General features: G+C 69.2%; 17 protein-coding genes and 1 riboswitch. Of the genes, 9 read left to right on the forward strand and 8 right to left on the reverse strand.

The window, feature by feature from the left end; translation table 11 throughout:
* Positions 1-16 precede the first annotated feature (16 nt).
* Positions 17-1951: a 1-deoxy-D-xylulose-5-phosphate synthase gene (gene dxs / locus LC066_RS10545; protein ID WP_224898554.1), complete on the forward strand. Its 1935-nt coding sequence runs from the start codon at positions 17-19 to the stop codon at positions 1949-1951.
* An 18-nt stretch (positions 1952-1969) separates the two neighbouring features.
* Here dxs and LC066_RS10550 read toward each other — a convergent pair whose 3' ends face one another.
* On the reverse strand, positions 1970-2611 hold the full coding sequence (locus tag LC066_RS10550) for an exopolysaccharide biosynthesis protein (RefSeq protein WP_224898556.1): 642 nt from the start codon (positions 2609-2611) through the stop codon (positions 1970-1972).
* Positions 2612-2650: 39 nt separating this feature from the next.
* Positions 2651-3532 carry an SDR family oxidoreductase gene (locus LC066_RS10555; protein WP_224898558.1) on the reverse strand — a complete coding sequence of 294 codons (882 nt, stop codon included), beginning with the start codon at positions 3530-3532 and terminating at the stop codon, positions 2651-2653.
* Between the two features lie 120 nt (positions 3533-3652).
* On the opposite strand from LC066_RS10555, the gene LC066_RS10560 reads away from it, so the two are divergent.
* Both LC066_RS10560 and LC066_RS10565 read left to right on the forward strand, forming a co-directional pair.
* Positions 3653-5119 (forward strand): AMP nucleosidase, encoded by a 1467-nt coding sequence (locus LC066_RS10560; RefSeq protein ID WP_222476082.1) that lies wholly within the window; start codon positions 3653-3655, stop codon positions 5117-5119.
* Between the two features lie 178 nt (positions 5120-5297).
* A complete protein-coding gene (locus LC066_RS10565) occupies positions 5298-5585 on the forward strand; it encodes an HU family DNA-binding protein (protein ID WP_010141693.1) in 288 nt (95 codons plus the stop codon).
* 121 nt (positions 5586-5706) lie between these two features.
* Here the strand turns inward: LC066_RS10565 and LC066_RS10570 are convergent, their stop codons facing one another.
* From LC066_RS10570 to LC066_RS10580, 3 genes are read right to left on the reverse strand one after another with little or no spacing between them, the layout of a single operon-like run.
* Positions 5707-6753: an HlyD family secretion protein gene (locus LC066_RS10570; RefSeq protein WP_224898560.1), complete on the reverse strand. Its 1047-nt coding sequence runs from the start codon at positions 6751-6753 to the stop codon at positions 5707-5709.
* Between the two features lie 8 nt (positions 6754-6761).
* Entirely contained in the window at positions 6762-8387 is a 1626-nt protein-coding gene (locus LC066_RS10575) for an MFS transporter (RefSeq protein ID WP_224898562.1), read from the reverse strand.
* Positions 8374-8844 (reverse strand): MarR family winged helix-turn-helix transcriptional regulator, encoded by a 471-nt coding sequence (locus LC066_RS10580; protein ID WP_224898563.1) that lies wholly within the window; start codon positions 8842-8844, stop codon positions 8374-8376. Before LC066_RS10580 ends, LC066_RS10575 begins: the two co-directional genes overlap by 14 nt.
* Before the next feature lie 269 nt (positions 8845-9113).
* Between LC066_RS10580 and LC066_RS10585 the strand changes: the two genes are divergently transcribed.
* From LC066_RS10585 to LC066_RS10595, 3 genes are all read left to right on the forward strand, one after another.
* Positions 9114-10022 (forward strand): DMT family transporter, encoded by a 909-nt coding sequence (locus tag LC066_RS10585; RefSeq protein WP_224898565.1) that lies wholly within the window; start codon positions 9114-9116, stop codon positions 10020-10022.
* A gap of 83 nt (positions 10023-10105) precedes the next feature.
* Positions 10106-10819: a cytochrome c biogenesis CcdA family protein gene (locus LC066_RS10590; RefSeq protein ID WP_224898567.1), complete on the forward strand. Its 714-nt coding sequence runs from the start codon at positions 10106-10108 to the stop codon at positions 10817-10819.
* 14 nt (positions 10820-10833) lie between these two features.
* Entirely contained in the window at positions 10834-11271 is a 438-nt protein-coding gene (locus LC066_RS10595; protein ID WP_224898569.1) for a thioredoxin family protein, read from the forward strand.
* Positions 11272-11289: 18 nt separating this feature from the next.
* On the opposite strand, the gene LC066_RS10600 is transcribed toward LC066_RS10595, so the two are convergent.
* The 3 genes from LC066_RS10600 to aroC all read right to left on the reverse strand — a co-directional run bounded on the left by LC066_RS10600 (position 11290) and on the right by aroC (position 13805).
* Positions 11290-11607 (reverse strand): hypothetical protein, encoded by a 318-nt coding sequence (locus LC066_RS10600; RefSeq protein WP_224898571.1) that lies wholly within the window; start codon positions 11605-11607, stop codon positions 11290-11292.
* Between the two features lie 98 nt (positions 11608-11705).
* Positions 11706-12653, reverse strand: a complete 948-nt coding sequence (locus tag LC066_RS10605) for an AEC family transporter (RefSeq protein WP_224898573.1) — start codon at positions 12651-12653, stop codon at positions 11706-11708.
* A 39-nt stretch (positions 12654-12692) separates the two neighbouring features.
* The gene (gene aroC / locus LC066_RS10610; protein ID WP_224898575.1) at positions 12693-13805 is read right to left on the reverse strand and encodes a chorismate synthase; all 1113 of its coding nucleotides are present in this window, start codon (positions 13803-13805) and stop codon (positions 12693-12695) included.
* A gap of 117 nt (positions 13806-13922) precedes the next feature.
* Positions 13923-14033, forward strand: a riboswitch (TPP riboswitch).
* Positions 14034-14092: 59 nt separating this feature from the next.
* Here aroC and thiB point away from each other — a divergent pair.
* From thiB to LC066_RS10625, 3 genes are read left to right on the forward strand one after another with little or no spacing between them, the layout of a single operon-like run.
* Positions 14093-15070 (forward strand): thiamine ABC transporter substrate binding subunit, encoded by a 978-nt coding sequence (gene thiB, locus LC066_RS10615; RefSeq protein ID WP_224898577.1) that lies wholly within the window; start codon positions 14093-14095, stop codon positions 15068-15070.
* Entirely contained in the window at positions 15046-16584 is a 1539-nt protein-coding gene (locus LC066_RS10620) for an ABC transporter permease subunit (protein WP_224898580.1), read from the forward strand. Before thiB ends, LC066_RS10620 begins: the two co-directional genes overlap by 25 nt.
* Complete coding sequence (locus LC066_RS10625; RefSeq protein WP_224898583.1) at positions 16577-17290, forward strand: ATP-binding cassette domain-containing protein; 714 nt, start codon at positions 16577-16579, stop codon at positions 17288-17290. Before LC066_RS10620 ends, LC066_RS10625 begins: the two co-directional genes overlap by 8 nt.
* Positions 17291-17313 lie beyond the last annotated feature (23 nt).

The following is a 17313-nucleotide window of genomic DNA, read 5'->3' on the forward strand; positions in this document are numbered from 1 at the left end:
GCCCGAGAGCCAGACCATGACCCAGATCCCCGCCGAGACCCCGCTTCTTGACCGCGTCGTCACGCCGGCCGACATGAAGGGCCTGTCGGATGCCGAGCTGCGGCGCCTGGCCAATGAGCTGCGCACGGAGACCATCGCCGCCGTGTCCGAGACCGGCGGCCACCTGGGCGCAGGCCTGGGCGTGGTGGAACTGACCGTGGCCCTGCACGCCATCTTCGAGACGCCGCGCGACAAGATCATCTGGGACGTCAGCCACCAGAGCTATCCGCACAAGATCCTGACCGGGCGCCGCGACCGCATCCGCACCCTGCGCCAGAAGGACGGGCTGTCGGGCTTCACCAAGCGCTCTGAGAGCCCCTACGACCCCTTCGGCGCGGCGCACAGTTCCACCTCCATCTCTGCCGCCCTGGGCTTTGCCGTGGCGCGCGATCTTGGCGGGCAGGTGCCCGAGGGGCTGGGCGATGCGATTGCCGTGATTGGCGATGGCGCCATGTCCGCCGGCATGGCGTTTGAGGCGATGAACAACGCCGGTCACCTGAACAAGCGGATGATCGTCATCCTCAACGACAACGAGATGTCCATCGCGCCGCCCGTGGGCGCGCTGTCGTCCTACCTGTCGCGTCTCTACGCCGGGGATCCTTTCCAGAGCTTCAAGGAAGCCGCCAAGGGCGCCGTGTCGATGCTGCCCTCGCCCTTCCAGGAAGGGGCGAAACGGGCCAAGGAAATGCTGAAGGGGATTGCCGTGGGCGGCACCCTCTTCGAGGAGCTTGGCTTCAGCTACATCGGGCCGCTCGATGGCCACGACATGAGCCAGCTGCTGCCGGTGCTGCGCACCGTGAAGGCGCGCGCCGACGGGCCGGTGCTGATCCATATCGTGACGCAGAAGGGCAAGGGCTATGCCCCCGCCGAACGCGCCAGCGACCGTGGCCATGCCACGGCGAAATTCGACGTGGTGTCCGGCAAGCAGAAGAAGGCGCCGTCGAACGCGCCCAGCTATACCTCCGTCTTCGGTGAGGAACTGGTGCGCCTGGCGGGCGAGGACAGCCGCGTCTGCGCCGTCACGGCCGCCATGCCCGACGGCACCGGACTGCAGCTGATGGCGGAACGGTTCCCCTCGCGCACCTTCGACGTGGGCATCGCCGAACAGCATGGCGTGACCTTCTCCGCCGCGCTGGCCGCCGGTGGCATGCGGCCCTTCTGTGCGATGTATTCGACCTTCCTGCAGCGCGGTTACGACCAGGTGGTGCACGACGTGGCGATCCAGCGCCTGCCGGTGCGTTTCGCCATCGACCGTGCGGGCCTTGTGGGCGCCGATGGCGCCACCCATGCGGGCAGTTTCGACGTGGCCTTCCTGGCCAACCTGCCGGGGTTCGTGGTCATGGCCGCCGCCGACGAGGCGGAGTTGAAGCACATGGTGGCCACCGCCGCGGCGCATGACGAGGGTCCCATCGCCTTCCGCTATCCGCGCGGCGAGGGCGTGGGCGTCGAGATGCCCGCCCAGGGCGTCCCGCTGGAGATCGGCAAGGGCCGGATGATCCGCGAGGGCGGACGCGTGGCGCTGCTGTCCTTCGGTGCGCGTCTGAAGGAAGTGATGGAGGCCGCCGAGGCGCTGGAAGCGCGCGGCATTTCCCCCACCATCGCTGACGCCCGTTTCGCCAAGCCGCTGGATCGCGACCTGATCCTGAAGCTGGCCCGCGATCACGAGGCGCTGATCACCATCGAGGAAGGTGCCGTCGGCGGTTTCGGCAGCCACGTGGCGCAGCTTCTGGCGGAGGAAGGGGTGTTCGACAGCGGGCTGAAATACCGCTCCATGGTGCTGCCCGACACCTTCATCGACCAGTCCAGCCCCGCCGACATGTACGCCACCGCCGGGCTGAACGCCGAGGATATCGAGGCCAAGGTGCTGGACGTGCTGGGGGTGGAACGCCTGGGCAAGCGCGCCGGCGCCTGAGCCGCGCCGCGGGGGCGATCAGCCCCCCGAGCCGCCGGTCACCAGCCACAGGATCAGCGTCGCGCTGAGGCCGATCCAGATGTAGCCGATCAGGGTGAACAGCCCGTCGCGGGTCAGCAGCCCGACGGCGAAGAAGGAGATCGCCAGGGCGAAGAAGGAGGTGACGAAGGGCAGCAGCTCCAGTGCCGGGATCACCAGGCAGATCGCCAGGATCACCAGGATCGTCACCAGGTTCGCCGGGCGCGACACCAGGCCCGTCAGGCGGGTGTGGGTGCGCCGGTCGACCCAGCCGCAGGGTTTGCGCAGCCAGGTCAGCGCCTTCTGCAACTTGTCCTCTCCCACCTCGCGGCGGCGCAGGAATTGCGGGATCCAGACGTTGGACCGGCCCATGGCCTTCTGGATGGTGATGAGGAAGATGAAGATCGCCCCGATGGTCGGCAGTCCGAAGATGCCCGACAGCGGCGAGATCAGGATCAGCGCCGGCACCAGGATGATCGGAGCGAAGGCACGGGTGCCCACCTCGTCCACCACATTGCCGAGCGAGACCCGCCCGTCATGGGGCGCCTTTTCCAGCGCGTCGAGGATATCGGTCAGGGAGCGCAGCCGCTGTGCGTCGTCCTTGCCGTGCTGCGGGTCTGTCCCGTCCATCTGTTCCGCCATGCTTGTCATGCCTCTCCAACGCATGCGGGCGCGGAAAGTTCACTGCTGTGAACGCTCGCCCGCCCGGGCCTGTTCCTCGTCAAGCAGGGCGGCAAGCCCGGCGCGGTAGTCGGGGTAGCGCAGGCGCACCCCCAGTTCGTCCTTGATCCGGTCGTTCCGCACCCGCTTGCTCTCGGCGTAGAAGGAGCGGGCCATGGGGGTCATCTCGGCCGTCTCGAAGGCCTCGACCGGCGGCGGGGGCACGTCCAGCAGCGCCGCGGCATGGGTGATTACGTCCTGCGGCGGGGCCGGGTCGTCATCGCAGACATTGTAGGCCGCGCCGGGGTTGGGCCGCGCGATGGAGGCGGCCAGCACCTGGGCGATGTCCTCCACATGGGTACGGCTGAACACCTGGCCGGGTTTCACGATACGCCGGGCGCGGCCCGCGCGCACCTTGGCGAAAGGGCCGCGCCCGGGGCCGTAGATGCCCGCCAGGCGGAAGATATGCAGGGGCAGGCCGGGGATGGCGCGCCACTCGGCCTCGGCCGCCGCGCGCCATTTGCCGCGCCGGGTCGAAGGGGTCAGCGGTGTCGCCTCATCCACCCATCCGCCCTGGTGATCACCATAGACCCCGGTGGTGGACAGGTAGCCCACCCAGTCGTAGCGCGCCGCATTGCGCGTGATCGCCTCACGCCAGCTGCGCAGCACCGGGTCGCCCTCGGCGTCCGGCCCGGCGGAGATCAGCAGGTGCGTGGCCCGGTCCAGCAGCGGCGTCAGGTCCTCGCCCGGCATCAGGTGGGGCGTGACGCCGGTGGCGGCGATCTCCTCCGCCTTGTCGGCGCTGCGCGTGGTGCCATGGATCTGCCAGCCGTCGTCGGGCAGCAGGCGGGCAAGGGCGCGGGCCGAATAGCCGTGGCCGAAGGAAAGAAGCAGACGGGTCATGCCCCAGAGATGCGGTGTGCGGCGGCCCGTGGCAAGGGGCGGCGCGATCTTCCTTTTCCGTCCGGTCCGTCTTGCATGGGCGGCACCGGCACCGCAGAAAGGGCGGAAAGGAGTGCCCGCATGACCGACGAGATCCTCAGCCCCGACACTGGACCGGCCCACCGTTTCACCGATGCCGGCAAGGCGGTGGAGCATCTGGCCACCCTCTATGACCAGGCCGCGGCCTTCCTGCGCGATCATTTCCTGGCCGCCATGGCCGAGGGGCGCCCGGCCACGCGCATCCGCGCTTACTACCCGGAGATCCGGCTGACCACCTCCAGTTTCGCCCAGATCGACAGCCGCCTCAGCTTTGGCCACGTGCCGATGCCGGGGGTCTATGCGGCGACGATCACGCGGCCCGACCTGTTCCGCAACTACCTGCTGCAGCAGATCGGGCAGCTGATCGAGAACTACGAGACCCACGTGGAAATCGGCCCCTCGGACACGCCGATGCCGGTGCATTTCGCCGTGGCCAACGCTGGCATCACCGTGCCCCAGGAAGGCGCGGCCAGCTTCATCCTGCGCGATGTCTTCGACGTGCCGGACCTGACGACGACCAACGACGACATCGTCAACGGCGTCTACCAGCCCGGCCTCGACGGTGCGGGGCCCCTGGCGCCCTTCACCGCGCAGCGCGTCGATTACTCGCTGGCGCGGCTGTCGCATTACACCGCGACCGATGCCGAGCATTTCCAGAACCACGTGCTGTTCACCAACTACCAGTTCTACGTCAGCGAGTTCGAGGCCTATGCCCGGCGGATGCTTGCCGATCCCGACAGCGGCTATACCAGCTTCGTTTCCACAGGAAATGTCGAGATCACCGATCCGGAGGCGGAGATCCCGCCCTCGCCCAAGATGCCGCAGATGCCCAGCTATCACCTGAAACGCCCGGGCGGCGGCGGGATCAGTCTGGTCAACATCGGGGTGGGTCCGTCGAACGCCAAGACGGCGACGGACCACATCGCCGTGCTGCGCCCCCATGCCTGGATCATGGTCGGCCATTGCGCGGGCCTGCGGAACAGCCAGAACCTCGGTGATTTCGTCCTGGCCCACGCCTACCTGCGCGAGGACAAGGTGCTGGACGACGACCTGCCGGTCTGGGTGCCGATCCCTGCGCTGGCGGAAATCCAGGTCGCCCTGGAAGAGGCGGTGGAGAAGGAGACGCAGCTGGAAGGCTATGATCTTAAAAGGATTATGCGGACCGGCACCGTCGCCACCCTGGACAACCGCAACTGGGAATTGCGCGACCAGCGCGGCCCGGTGCAGCGCCTGAGCCAGTCCCGCGCGGTGGCGCTGGACATGGAAAGCGCGACGATCGCCGCCAATGGCTTCCGCTTCCGGGTGCCCTACGGCACGCTGCTGTGCATCTCCGACAAGCCGCTGCATGGCGAGCTGAAACTGCCCGGCATGGCGACCGATTTCTACAAGACCCAGGTCGGCCGGCACCTGATGATCGGCATCCGCGCGATGGAGGCGCTGCGCGACATGCCGCTGGAACGCCTGCACAGCCGGAAGCTGCGCAGCTTCGACGAAACAGCCTTTCTCTGAGGCGTCGGCCCTCGGCGCAAATCCCCGCCGAGGGCCGAAAAAGGCAAGAAAACTTGCGTTATTCCACACTCTATTGATTGTGCCGCCCAGCTACATCCGGTTATATGCGGCGCACGAGGCCCAAGACATCGGGCAGTGAATATGGCCCAGGACATCGGGCACAAGAAGGAGACCTTGAATGGCAAAGCCGATGACGAAGACCCAGCTCGTGGCCGCACTGGCCGAGGAAATGGGCGAAGACAAGAAGACCGCCTCCGCCGCGCTGGACGCCGTGGTTGCTGTCATCACCAAGGAAGTGTCCGAAGGCGGCGCAGTGACCCTGCCGGGCGTCGGCAAGATCTACTGCCGTGAGCGCCCCGAGCGCATGGTGCGCAACCCCGCCACCGGCCAGCAGATCAAGAAAGAAGCCGACAAGGTGGTCAAGATGACCATTGCGAAGGCTCTGAAGGACAGCGTCAACGCCTGATCGGCGGCGACGGTCCAGGGGGGATCTGCCCCCGACCCGAGTTACGGAAAGGCTGCCTTCGGGCAGCCTTTTTCGTGTCTGGGCCTGGGATTATTGAGGCTGCCCAGTGGTGGCGTTTCTCTCAGGACGGGCGGGCGGCACGGTCGATATGCACCACCACCGACAGGCCGGGCACCAGCTCTGCCGTGCCGGTCTGATCGGGGTCGATGGCGATGCGCACTGGCAGGCGCTGCGCGATCTTGGTGAAGTTGCCCGTGGCGTTCGAGGCCGACAGCACCGAGAACTCTGACCCGGTCGCCGGGGCGAACCGCTCCAGGTGCCCGGCGAAATGGCGCCCCGCCAGGGCGTCGACGGTGAAATCCACCGGCTGGCCGGGCTGCATGCCCGCCACCTGGGTTTCCTTGAAATTGGCGATCACCCAGGTTTCGGGCGAAACATGGGACATCAGCGTCGTGCCGGCGGAGACGAACTGCCCCACCCGGGCGGACACCTGGCCCAGACGGCCGGCCTCGGGCGCGTGGATCACGGTGTTGTCCAGATCGATCCGGGCGCGGGCCAGGGCGGCCTCGGCGGAGGCGACGGCGGCGGTCAGGCTGTCCTGTTGCAGGCGCGCGCTGGCCAGCGCCTCGGTCGCCACCGACACCGCGCTTTCCGCCTGGTCCACCCCCGCCTCGGCCTGGCGCAGCGACAGCGTGGCCTGGTCATAGGCGCTGGTGGAGACCACGTCGTGATCCTTCAGCCGCTGGTAGCGGTCGAAACTGGCCTGGGCGGTGTCGCGCGCCGCCTCCGCCGAGGCCAGCGCGGCCCGGCGGGCGTCGATGGTGGCTTCCGCCGAATGGATCGCCTGGGCATTGCCGGCCAGGTTGGCGCGGGCGGTGTCCAGCGCCGCTTCCGCCTGGGCCACCGCCTGGCGGAATTGCCGGTCGTCGAGGCGCGCCAGCACCTGGCCCTCGCTGACCTCCTGGAAATCCTGCACCGGCACCTCGGTCACATAGCCCGTCAGCTGCGGCGCGATGGCGGTGACGCGGCCGCGCACATAGGCATTCTCGGTCATCACCGTGCTGCTGTCGAAGGGCGGCAGCTGCCAGGCGTAAAGGACGAAGCCGAGGCCGGTCAGACCGATCAGCAGGGCGATGAGGGAATGGGACAGTTTCTTGGACAGGGACATGGGGAACCTCAGGCGGAACGGGGGGCAGAGGGAGAGGGGGCGAGGGCCGCCGTCAGGCGTCCCCAGGAGAGGTGAAGCGCCAGGGCGGCGCAGGCGCCGAGCGCCAGCAGGGCGGTCAGGCGGAACAGGTCGTTGTAGGCCAGCACCTGGGCCTGGACCTGCAACTGGCTGGCCAGCTGGCTGGCGGCCTGTGCGCTTTGGCCTGCAGGATCGGCGGTCAGCGATGCGGCTTGCCGGGCGAGGCCCGAGAGCGCCGACGTGACGGCGGGGCTGCCCGCCATCAGCTCATCCCGCAGGATCGCGGCGTGATGGGCGGTGCGCAGGGCCACGCCGGTGCGGAAGAGGCCTGACCCGATGACCCCGCCCAGGCTTTGCGTCGACAGGAAGATCATCACGAAGGACAGGATGTACTGCGGCCCCTTCTGTAGCGCGGCCACCAGGCCAAGCGCCATGGCCGAGGGCATGAAGATGGCGCCGCCGAAGGCGATCAGCCCCTGGGACAGGCGCATCTGGTCAGGGCCGGTCAGGGCGGTGGCGGTGCTGTCCATCCAGGCGCCGGCGGCGATCATTAGCAGGGCGGCGGCATGGATCATCGGCACCCGGTCGGGCCGGATCAGCAATCCACAGACCAGACCGCCGGCGAGGCTGGCGACCACCACCCAGCCGAACAGCGGTGCCATCTGTGCCGTGCCATAGCCCAGCGTCTGCAGCAGGCCGGGGGCGCCCGCGCTCTGTTCCGCCAGCAGCATGCGGAACAGCAGCAGCACCGCGCCAAGGTGCAGGATGCGCGGCGTCGCGATCCAGCGGATGTCCATCAGCGGCGTGTCGCGGTGCAGTTCCAGCACGGCGGCGAAGGTCAGCGCGCAGATGGCCCCGGCCAGCACCATCCCCAGCCAGGCCGTGTCGGCCCACCACAGCGTCGTGCCCCAAAGCGCGACGGTGGTGATCCCGCCGAAACCCAGGGCGATCCCGCCCCAGGCCAGGAAATCCTGGCGGTGCAGCACCTTCTGCCGTGGTGCGTGGCTGAGCGGCAGCAGCAGGATGAAGGGCAGGGCGACCAGGATCAGGCCCAGATCGAAGAGCTTCATCGCCTCCCATCCGCCCAGGTCCAGCAGCGGCTGCGACAGCACCCGCGCCAGCGGCGTGCCCAGCATGATGAAGGTCAGCGCGCCGCACAGCCCGACCGACAGACGATATTTCTGCGGCAGCGGCTCCAGCATGTAGAGGAAGGCCAGCGATGACAGGGGGGCTGCGGCGATGCCCGAGATCAGTTCGGTGGCGATGGCCGAATGCAGGTCGGTGACGAAAAGCGACAGCACTGTTGCGATGGAATAGGCGATGATACCCACCACGGCGAAGCGGCGCAGCCCGTATTGCGCGCGGATCTTGATCAGCAGGATCGGCAGCGAGGCGCGCGGCGCCATGTAGGCCACCATCAGCCAGATGGATTGCGTCTGCGAGGCGCCGATTTCCCCCGCAATGGCACGGGAATTGGCCATCAGGAACCCCTGGCCCAGCGATTGCGACAGCGCCAGCAGCGCCGCCACGAAGAGGAAGGCCGCGACTCGCAGGGGCGGATGCGTCAGGGGCGCTGGTTGGGGTGCGGGGTGGGCGAGGGTGTCAGGGTTGCTCATCCGGGGCCTCGTCGGCAAGGGACAGCCGTTCCAGATTGGCGAAGATGCGCGAAATCGTGTCTTCGGCGGCGTCCAGCTCCTCGGTGGGGATGCCGGCCAGCAGCTCGGCCCGCAGGATCTCGGAGAAGCGGAACAGCGCATCGGCCTCGGCCCGGGCGTGATCGGTCAGCACCACGCGGCGCAACCGGCGGTCTTCGGGATCGGGGCGACGTTCGACGAAACCGTCCCGGGCCAGCCCGTCCAGCGTGCGGTTCAGCGTCGGCGCCTCGATCTGCAACCGGTCGGCCAGGTCGGTCTGGGTCAGCCCCTCGTTGGCGGAGATGATCAGCAGCGCCTCCAGTCGCGCCAGGCTGAGGCCGTAGTCCCGCGCCCGGGTGTCGTAGACCTTGCGCAGGGCGCGACTGAGCCGGGCGATGGATTTCAGGATGTGGTGCGGATCGGGCTGATGCGGGGTCATGGCATGATTAGGCTGCTAATGGTTAGCATGCTAAGTAAATAGATCTGATGATTTTACAAGGGTGGGCGGGTCTTCGGCTGCGGCGGGAAGATTGATCTATCTCCTTGTCATCATTTGTAAAACAACTGATGCGGCGCGTCCGGGGCATGGCCGCCCCGCGCCTGGCGCATGGCAGATAGGCCGTGGCGGGGGTTCCAGCGCGGGCGCGTTGGCCCTATCCCCGGGGCAGGTCGGGACGTCCGGCCGGGCTGACCCGGGGGGAGACACAGGTGGATTTTCGCGCGATTCTGATGGGGGTGGTCTTCGTCCTGATGTGGTCCAGTGCCTTCACCTCGGCCCGGATCATCGTCGAACATGCGCCGCCGATGATGTCGCTGGCCGCACGCTTCCTGATCTCCGGCCTGATCGCCATGGGCATCGCCGCGGCCATGGGCCAGAAACTGCGCCTGACGCGGGGCCAGTGGCGGGCGACGGTGATCTTCGGCGTTTGCCAGAACGCGCTTTACCTCGGGCTGTTCTTCGTCGCGATGCAGTGGATCGAGGCCGGGTTGGCCTCGATCATCGCCTCGACCATGCCGCTGATGGTGGGGCTGTTCGGCTGGCTGGTGCTGGGCGAACGGCTGCGCCCCATGGCGGTGGCCGGGCTGGTGCTGGGGGTGATCGGCGCGGCGCTGATCATGGGCACGCGGATCTCCGGCGGGGCGGACCTGGGCGGCGTGGCGCTGTGCATCCTGGGCACTGCGGCGCTGAGCGTTGCGACCCTGTCGGCGCGCGGCGCCTCGTCGGGCGGCAACGTGATGATGGTCGTCGGATTGCAGATGCTGGTGGGCTCGGCCTGCCTCGGCGTGGTGTCCCCCTTCCTCGAAGACTGGCGGATCAGCTGGGACCTCTCCCTGGTGCTGGCCTTCAGCTATACCGTGCTGGTGCCGGGCATCGCGGCCACCTTCCTGTGGTTCGTGCTGGTGGCGCGGATCGGCGCGGTGAAGGCGGCGACCTTCCATTTCCTCAACCCCTTCTTCGGGGTGCTGGTGGCCGCCGTGGTGCTGGGCGAACGGATCGGGCCGCTGGACATGCTGGGCGTGGCCATCGTGGCGGCGGGGATCCTGGCGGTGCAGCTGTCGAAACAGCCGCCCGCGCCAGCCTCCGTCCCCGTGGCGGACGCCCCGGAGGAGGCCTGAGCCCGCCCGGCTGAAACAAACCGGCGCGATTTCTCACGCAGAGTTCGGGTGACAGTGAGCGCGCGCCGCGCCCATTGTGCGCCATGGAATTGCCGTTCGCCTATCTTGCGGGGCTTCTGACCCTGATCAACCCCTGCGTCCTGCCGGTGCTGCCCATCGTGCTGGGGTCTGCCCTGCAGGCCAGCCCGCGCGGGCCGCTGGCCCTGGCGGCGGGGATGAGCCTTTCGTTTGTCGTGCTGGGCATCACCGTGGCGGGCTTCGGCTATGCCCTGGGCCTGACAGAGGAAGTTGTGGCCCAGGCGGGTGCCGTGCTGATGATCCTCTTCGGCGCGGTGCTGCTGGTGCCGCGTTTCTCCCACGCCTTTGCCAGCGCCACGGGCGGCATGGCCGCCGGGGCCGACGCCCGCATCGGGCGGATGGAGGCCGGCGGCGCGCGTGGGCAGTTTCTGGGCGGCCTTCTGCTGGGCGCGGTCTGGTCGCCCTGCGTCGGCCCGACACTGGGCGGTGCGATCTCCCTGGCGGCCTCGGGCGAAAGCCTGGGGCGCGCCACGCTCATCATGGTCTTCTTCGCCCTGGGCGTCTCGACCCTGATCGTCGGGCTGGGCTACGGCGCGCGGGGCCTTCTGGCCCGGCATCGCGGCGCCATGCAGACCCTGGCGCAGGTGGCGCGGCCCCTGTTGGGCATCTTGTTCATCCTGGTCGGAACGGCGATCCTGTTCCGGCTGCATCACATGGCCGAGGCCTGGGCGCTGTCCGTCCTGCCGCCCTGGCTTCTGGACCTGTCGGTCGCGTTCTGAGGAAAGGTACCCTTATGAAGAGACGTCAATTCATCGCCACCGGGGCCGCCGCCCTGCTGACCCTGCCGCTGGTCCCTGCCGCGCTGCTGGCGCAGGATCTGCCGGCGCCCCTCGACTATGCCCCCGGAGTGATCACCGAGCGCCTGAACGCGGGCGAGACGATCTTTCTCGACTTCAAGGCCGACTGGTGCACCACCTGCGCCGCCCAGACCCGGGTGATGGACAAGCTGAAGGCGGCGAACCCTGCCTACCTCGACAACATCACCTTCATTGAGGTCGACTGGGACACCTACGGCCGCTCGCAGATGGCCGCCCGGATGCGTATCCCACGGCGGTCCACCCTGGTGGTGCTGAAGGGCGACGACGAGCTGGGCCGCCTGGTCGCCGACACGCGCGAGGAGAAGATCCGCGCGCTGATGGACACCGCCCTGGCCGCCGCCACGACGGGCTGAGGGCGCTCGCCACGAGCCCTAGGGCTGTGGACTGATCCGGGTCAGCCGGGCGGGCCCGGCGGCGGGCGCCTCGGTGACCATCGCATCGACCTGGGGGCGGGGCCTTGGCGTCTCGCGCCCCGGCGGCGGCGCCCCGAACCAGCCCGAACTCAGCCCGACGATGCCGGCCAGCAGGGCAACCCCGGCCAGCCCCATGCCCAGCGGGCGGTCGCCTTCGGGGGTGAGATCGTCGAAGAAGCCGGCGGCGGCCATCCGCGCCCCCTGCGTCCGGTCCAGGTCCAGGGCCGGCCGGCGGCCCGGGCCGCGGTCCTGCGTGAGATGTCGGGCGTTGCGCATCGGTCCTCTCCCTGTCAGCGGGCGCGCGGATCCGGCGCCCTGACCGGGATGCTGGGCAGGAAGTCTTAACATAGGGAAAACGCTGACCTGGGCGCCGGTCAGGCCAGGATGCCCAGCAGGGTCGTCAGGGTGATGAAGGCCGCGGCGGTGGAGATCGTCACGGTCAGCGCCGCCGCGCCCTCGTGCCCCGATCCCTGCGCCAGGATGGGGAAGATCCCGAAGACCGGCATCGCCGTGGACAGGATCAGGGCGGGTGCCAGGTTGCCCGGCGGCACCGGCAGGGCCAGCAGCGTGAAGAGCGACAGCCAGGCGAAGGCGATCGTCGGGTGCAGCAGCAGCTTGCAGGCGGCGATGGCGCCGGCCAGGCCGAGGTTGCCCTTCATCGGCAGCCCGACCAGCGATCCCCCGATGAAAAACAGCGCCACCGGCGAGGCGGCCCGCGACAGCAGGTCCAGCGCGCGTTCCAGCCCCGTGGGCAGCGGCAGCGCGAAGACCGAGAAGACGGTGCCGAGGATGATCGCGATGATGAAGGGGCGTTTCAGCACCGACAGCGCCACCTGGCCGATCTGGCGCAACGCCGAAGTGCCGGCGGCCCGCGGGTTCAGCGCCTCGATCAGGGTCAGGCCGAAGGGCTGCAGCAGGAAGTTCTCCACCAGCAGGCACATCGCCAGGATCGAGGGCGCCTGGTCGGGATAGACCATCTGCATGATCGGGAAGGCCAGGAAGGCCGAGTTGGGCGTGGCCGCCCCCAGCACCCCGATGGCACGCCGCCCCGGGCCGACGCCGCGCAGGCGCAAGGCCGTCCACATCAGCGCCTGGGTGGTGAAGGCCGCCAGCACCAGCAACAGCAGGAAGGTCGGATCGACCAGCGAGGAGAAACTGCGCGTGGCGGTGGCGTGAAACAGCAGCGCCGGCAGGGCGATGAGGATCACGAACTTGCCCAGCACCGCCATGTCGCGGGACTCGAAGACCTTCAGCGAGGTCAGCAGGTAGCCAAGCCCGATGAGGGCGAAGATCGGGAAGGTGATGGAGAGGATCGCCAGCATGTCGTCTTTCGTGCCTGTTCGTTCCCCCCGGTTCGCCCCCTATAGCTGCGGGCCGATCCGACCGCCAGCCTCGCCGACCTGGCCGCGATGCAGCAACAGGTGATCCAGGATCACGCAGGCCATCATCGCCTCGCCCACAGGGACGGCGCGGATGCCGACGCAGGGATCGTGGCGGCCCTTGGTGATGATGTCGGTCTGCTCGCCCGTCTTGGTTATCGTCTGGCGGGTCTTCAGGATCGACGAGGTGGGCTTCACCGCGAAGCGCACGACGATCTCCTGCCCCGTGGAGATGCCGCCCAGAATGCCGCCGGCGTGGTTCGAGGAATAGACGGGCTGGCCATCGTTGCCGAGGAAGATCTCATCGGCGTTTTCCTCGCCGGTCAACATGGCGGCGGCCATGCCTTCACCGATCTCGACGCCCTTCACCGCGTTGATCGACATCATCGCAGCGGCCAGGTCGGTGTCCAGCTTGCCGTAGATCGGCGCGCCGAGGCCGGCGGGCACGCCGCGCGCCACCACTTCGACGATGGCGCCGACGGAGTTGCCAGACTTGCGCAGCGCATCCAGGTATTCGGCCCACTCCGTCGCCGCCGTGGCGTCGGGGCACCAGAAGGGGTTTTCCTCGATCTGATCGGTGTCGAAATTGGCGCGGTCGATGCCGTGGGGGCCGATCTGGGTCATGTAGCCCTTGATCTCCACCGTGGGGGCCAGCGTGCCCAGGGCCGCACGGGCCAGGCCGCCGGCGGCCACGCGGGCCGCGGTTTCCCGAGCCGAGCTGCGCCCGCCGCCGCGATAGTCGCGCCGGCCGTATTTCTGGAAATAGGTGATGTCGGCGTGACCGGGGCGGAACTTCTCGGCGATGTCGCCATAGTCCTTCGACCGCTGGTCGGTGTTGCGGATCATCAGCTGGACGGGCGTGCCGGTGGTCTTGCCCTCGAAGGTGCCCGACAGGATCTCCACCTGGTCGGGTTCGCGCCGCTGGGTGGTGTATTTCGACTGGCCGGGCTTGCGGCGGTCCAGCCAGAACTGCAGCAGTTCCGGGTCCACGTCGATGCCCGGCGGTACGCCGTCGACGGTGGCGCCCAGGCCGGGCCCGTGGCTTTCGCCCCAGGTGGTGACGCGGAAGAGGTGGCCGAAAGTGTTCAGGGACATGGAGCTGCTCCGGGGCTGGTTGCGTCCCGGTTACCCGATCCGCTGGCCCCGCGCAATTCCGCGCCGCCCGGCGCCCTCCGCGCCCGCTTGCAGCAGGGCGCCGGTGCCACTAGTGTCGTGGCTACCTCGGGGTGTCCTGGCCGGTGTGCGCAGGACTGAGATGCGTGATGCGAACCCGTTGAACCTGATCCGGTTAATACCGGCGGAGGGATGGTCGGACAGCTGGGAATGCGTGATGCGCAGGCTGTCTCGGAACGTTCTCCGCCCGTAGCAGAAAGGAGGATGCGATGAAGCATCTTGCACTTGCCACGGGTTGTCTTCTGGCCACGCAAGCCGTGGCCGAGACCCCCGTTCTGAACGTCTACACCTATGAAAGCTTCACGTCCGAGTGGGGGCCCGGCCCGCAGATCGAGGCAGGGTTCGAGGCGCAATGCGGCTGCGATGTCGTCTTCACCGGCGTGGGCGACGGCGCCGCGCTGCTGTCGCGGGTGCGGCTGGAGGGCGCGCGGTCCGAGGCCGATGTGGTCGTCGGGCTGGACACTGCCCTGATGGCCCGCGCGCGGGAGACGGGGCTGTTCGCCCCCACCGAGGCCAGCGCCGGTTATGACCTGCCGATCGCCTGGGAGGATCCCGATTTCGTGCCCTTCGACTGGGGCTATTTCGCCTTCGTCGGCGAGGCGGGGGCAGAGCATCCGACCAGCTTCGAGGCGCTGGCCGACAGTGACCTGTCGATTGTCATCCAGGATCCGCGCAGTTCCACCCCCGGGCTGGGCCTGCTGATGTGGGTGAAAGCCGCCTATGGCGACCGTGCGAGCGAGATCTGGGACGGGTTGGCGGACAACATCCTGACCGTGACGCCCGGCTGGTCCGAGGCCTATGGCCTGTTCCTCGATGGCGAGGCGGATCTGGTCCTCAGCTACACCACCTCGCCCGCCTACCACATCATCGCCGAGGGCGATGACAGCAAGGTCGCGCTGCCCTTCGACGAGGGCCATTACATGCAGGTGGAGATCGCGGGCCGTCTGGCGGCCTCGGACCAGCCCGAGCTGGCGGAGCAGTTCCTGCAGTACCTGCTGGGCGCCGAGGCGCAGGGCGTGCTGCCGGAAACCAACTGGATGTACCCCGCCGTGCTGCCCGAGGGCGGGTTGGCGGAGGGGTTCCAGCAGATCGTGACCCCCGACAAGGCGCTGTTGCTGGAGGCCGGTGAGGCCGAGGCCCTGCGCGAGGAGGCCCTGGCGGAATGGCGCGCGGCGCTGGCGCGCTAAGTCGCGGCGCGGGCATCGCCGGGGCCGCGCTGGCCCTGGCGATGCTGGCGCTGCCGCTGGCGGCGATCCTGCGCGCGGCCGGGGGGGGGGTGCGTCCCGGCCCCGCCGATCTGTCGGCGCTGTGGTTCACCCTGGAACAGGCCAGCCTGTCGGCGGTGCTGTCGGTGGCCCTGGCGGTGCCCGTGGCGCGGGCGCTGGCGCGGCGGCGCTTTGCCGGGCGGCGTCTGTTCATCACCCTGACCGGGGCGCCCTTCCTGCTGCCGGTGGCGGTGGCGGTGATGGGCCTGCTGGCCGTCTTCGGCGCACGCGGCTGGCTGAACGCCGCCGCCGGCACGCTGGGGCTGGGTCCCTGGCGCATCTACGGGCTGCACGGGGTGGTGCTGGCCCATGTCTTCTTCAACCTGCCGCTGGCGGTGCGCATCCTGTTGCAGGGCTGGCAGGCGATCCCGGCGGAACGCTTCCGCCTGGCGGCGACGCTGGGCCTGCCGCCGGGCCAGGTCTTCCGCCTGCTTGAATGGCCCATGCTGCGCCAGGCGGTGCCGGGCGCGCTGGCGGCGATCTTTGCCATTTGCCTGGGGAGTTTCTCGGTCGCGCTGATCCTCGGCGGGGGGCCAGCGGCCACGACGTTGGAGCTGGCGATCTATCAGGCCTTCCTTTTCGATTTCGATCTGGGCCGCGCCGCCGTGCTGGCGCTGATGCAGGCGGGGCTGGTGGCCGGGGCCGCCGCCCTGTCCCTGTGGCTGACGCGGATGGACGGCTCGGGCAGCGGGCTGGACCGCGCGGGCCAGCGGCGGGATGCGCCGGGCGGTTGGCGGCGCGGGGCTGATGCCCTTTGGCTGGTTCTGGCGGGGCTCTTCGTCGTGCTGCCCCTGGTCGCGCTGGTGCTGAAGGGGCTGCCGGGGCTGGTCGACCTGCCGGCGCGCACATGGCCCGCCGTGGGCAACTCGCTGTTGGTGTCGCTGGGCTGCGCCGCGCTGACCGTGACGCTGGCCGGTGCTCTGTCCGCCCCCATGGCCCGCTGGGCCGAGGGCGTGGGGCTGATGCCGCTGGCGCTTTCGTCGCTGGTGCTGGGCACCGGCATTTTCCTGATCCTCAACCCGGTGATGCCACCCGCCCGTGCCGCGCTGCCCGTCACGCTGCTGGTCAACGTGCTGATGGCGCTGCCCTTCTGCCTGCGCGTCCTGGCGCCGGCCTGGGCCCGCGCCGAGGTCGATCACGGGCGCCTGGCCGATCAGCTGGGCCTGCGGGGCTTGGCGCGTCTGCGCTGGCTGATCCTGCCGCGCATTCGCGGCCCGCTGGGCTTCGCCGCCGGGATCGCCGCCGCCCTGTCGATGGGGGACCTGGGGGTCATCACCCTCTTCGGCACCGAGGACCGAGAAACCCTGCCTCTGCTGATGTATCGCCTGATGGGCGCCTACCGGACCGAGGCGGCCTGGGGCGCGGCGCTGGTCCTGCTGGGGCTGTCTTTCGGGATATTCTGGATCTTCGACCGGATGGGAGGGCGCGATGCCTGAGCAAGATGGCCTGCACCTGAAACGGGTGGAGCTGATGCAGGGCGATTTCCGCCTGTCGGCCGATTTCGCCCTGGGTGCCGGTGCCCGGGTGGCGGTGCTGGGGCCGTCGGGGGCGGGCAAGTCGACCCTGCTGGGCGCCATTGCCGGGTTCCTGGATCCGGTGGCGGGACAGATCCTGTGGGACGGCGCGCGCATCGACCGGCTGGCCCCCGGCGCGCGGCCCGTGGCGATGCTGTTCCAGGACGGCAATCTCTTTCCCCACCTCAACCTGATGCGCAACCTCGCCCTCGGCATCTCGTCCCGCGGCCGGGTCGATGCCGCAGCCCGCGCCCGGATCGAACGCGCGCTGGAACGGGTCGGGCTGGACGGCATGGCGCAGCGGCGCCCGGCCGAGCTGTCGGGCGGCCAGCAAAGCCGCGCCGCCCTTGCCCGGGTGCTGGTGCAGGCACGGCCCTTGATGCTGCTGGATGAACCCTTTGCCGCGCTTGGCCCGGCCCTGCGCGCCGAGATGCTGGCGCTGGTGGCGGAGTTGCAGGCGGAAACCGGCGCCACCCTGCTGATGGTCAGCCATGATCCGAAGGACGCGGAACGCATCGCGGATCAGATCGTGCTGGTGGACGAGGGCCGCGCCGCGCCGCCCGCGCCGACCGCCGCCCTGCTGGCCGATCCGCCCCCCGGGCTGCGGCGCTATCTGGGCGACGGCTAGGCCCGCGCCTGCGGCAATTGATT

The sequence above is a fragment of the Pseudooceanicola marinus genome (assembly GCF_020177265.1).
Lineage (GTDB): Bacteria > Pseudomonadota > Alphaproteobacteria > Rhodobacterales > Rhodobacteraceae > Pseudooceanicola > Pseudooceanicola marinus_A.

Bases quoted from the DNA above. Each gene is read 5' to 3' on its own strand.
- dxs (WP_224898554.1), top strand. From the start codon at position 17: ATGACCCAGATCCCCGCCGAGACCCCGCTTCTTGACCGCGTCGTCACG.
- LC066_RS10550 (WP_224898556.1), bottom strand. From the start codon at position 2,611: ATGGCGGAACAGATGGACGGGACAGACCCGCAGCACGGCAAGGACGAC.
- LC066_RS10555 (WP_224898558.1), bottom strand. From the start codon at position 3,532: ATGACCCGTCTGCTTCTTTCCTTCGGCCACGGCTATTCGGCCCGCGCC.
- LC066_RS10560 (WP_222476082.1), top strand. From the start codon at position 3,653: ATGACCGACGAGATCCTCAGCCCCGACACTGGACCGGCCCACCGTTTC.
- LC066_RS10565 (WP_010141693.1), top strand. From the start codon at position 5,298: ATGGCAAAGCCGATGACGAAGACCCAGCTCGTGGCCGCACTGGCCGAG.
- LC066_RS10570 (WP_224898560.1), bottom strand. From the start codon at position 6,753: ATGTCCCTGTCCAAGAAACTGTCCCATTCCCTCATCGCCCTGCTGATC.
- LC066_RS10575 (WP_224898562.1), bottom strand. From the start codon at position 8,387: ATGAGCAACCCTGACACCCTCGCCCACCCCGCACCCCAACCAGCGCCC.
- LC066_RS10580 (WP_224898563.1), bottom strand. From the start codon at position 8,844: ATGACCCCGCATCAGCCCGATCCGCACCACATCCTGAAATCCATCGCC.
- LC066_RS10590 (WP_224898567.1), top strand. From the start codon at position 10,106: ATGGAATTGCCGTTCGCCTATCTTGCGGGGCTTCTGACCCTGATCAAC.
- LC066_RS10595 (WP_224898569.1), top strand. From the start codon at position 10,834: ATGAAGAGACGTCAATTCATCGCCACCGGGGCCGCCGCCCTGCTGACC.
- LC066_RS10600 (WP_224898571.1), bottom strand. From the start codon at position 11,607: ATGCGCAACGCCCGACATCTCACGCAGGACCGCGGCCCGGGCCGCCGG.
- LC066_RS10605 (WP_224898573.1), bottom strand. From the start codon at position 12,653: ATGCTGGCGATCCTCTCCATCACCTTCCCGATCTTCGCCCTCATCGGG.
- aroC (WP_224898575.1), bottom strand. From the start codon at position 13,805: ATGTCCCTGAACACTTTCGGCCACCTCTTCCGCGTCACCACCTGGGGC.
- thiB (WP_224898577.1), top strand. From the start codon at position 14,093: ATGAAGCATCTTGCACTTGCCACGGGTTGTCTTCTGGCCACGCAAGCC.
- LC066_RS10620 (WP_224898580.1), top strand. From the start codon at position 15,046: ATGGCGCGCGGCGCTGGCGCGCTAAGTCGCGGCGCGGGCATCGCCGGG.
- LC066_RS10625 (WP_224898583.1), top strand. From the start codon at position 16,577: ATGCCTGAGCAAGATGGCCTGCACCTGAAACGGGTGGAGCTGATGCAG.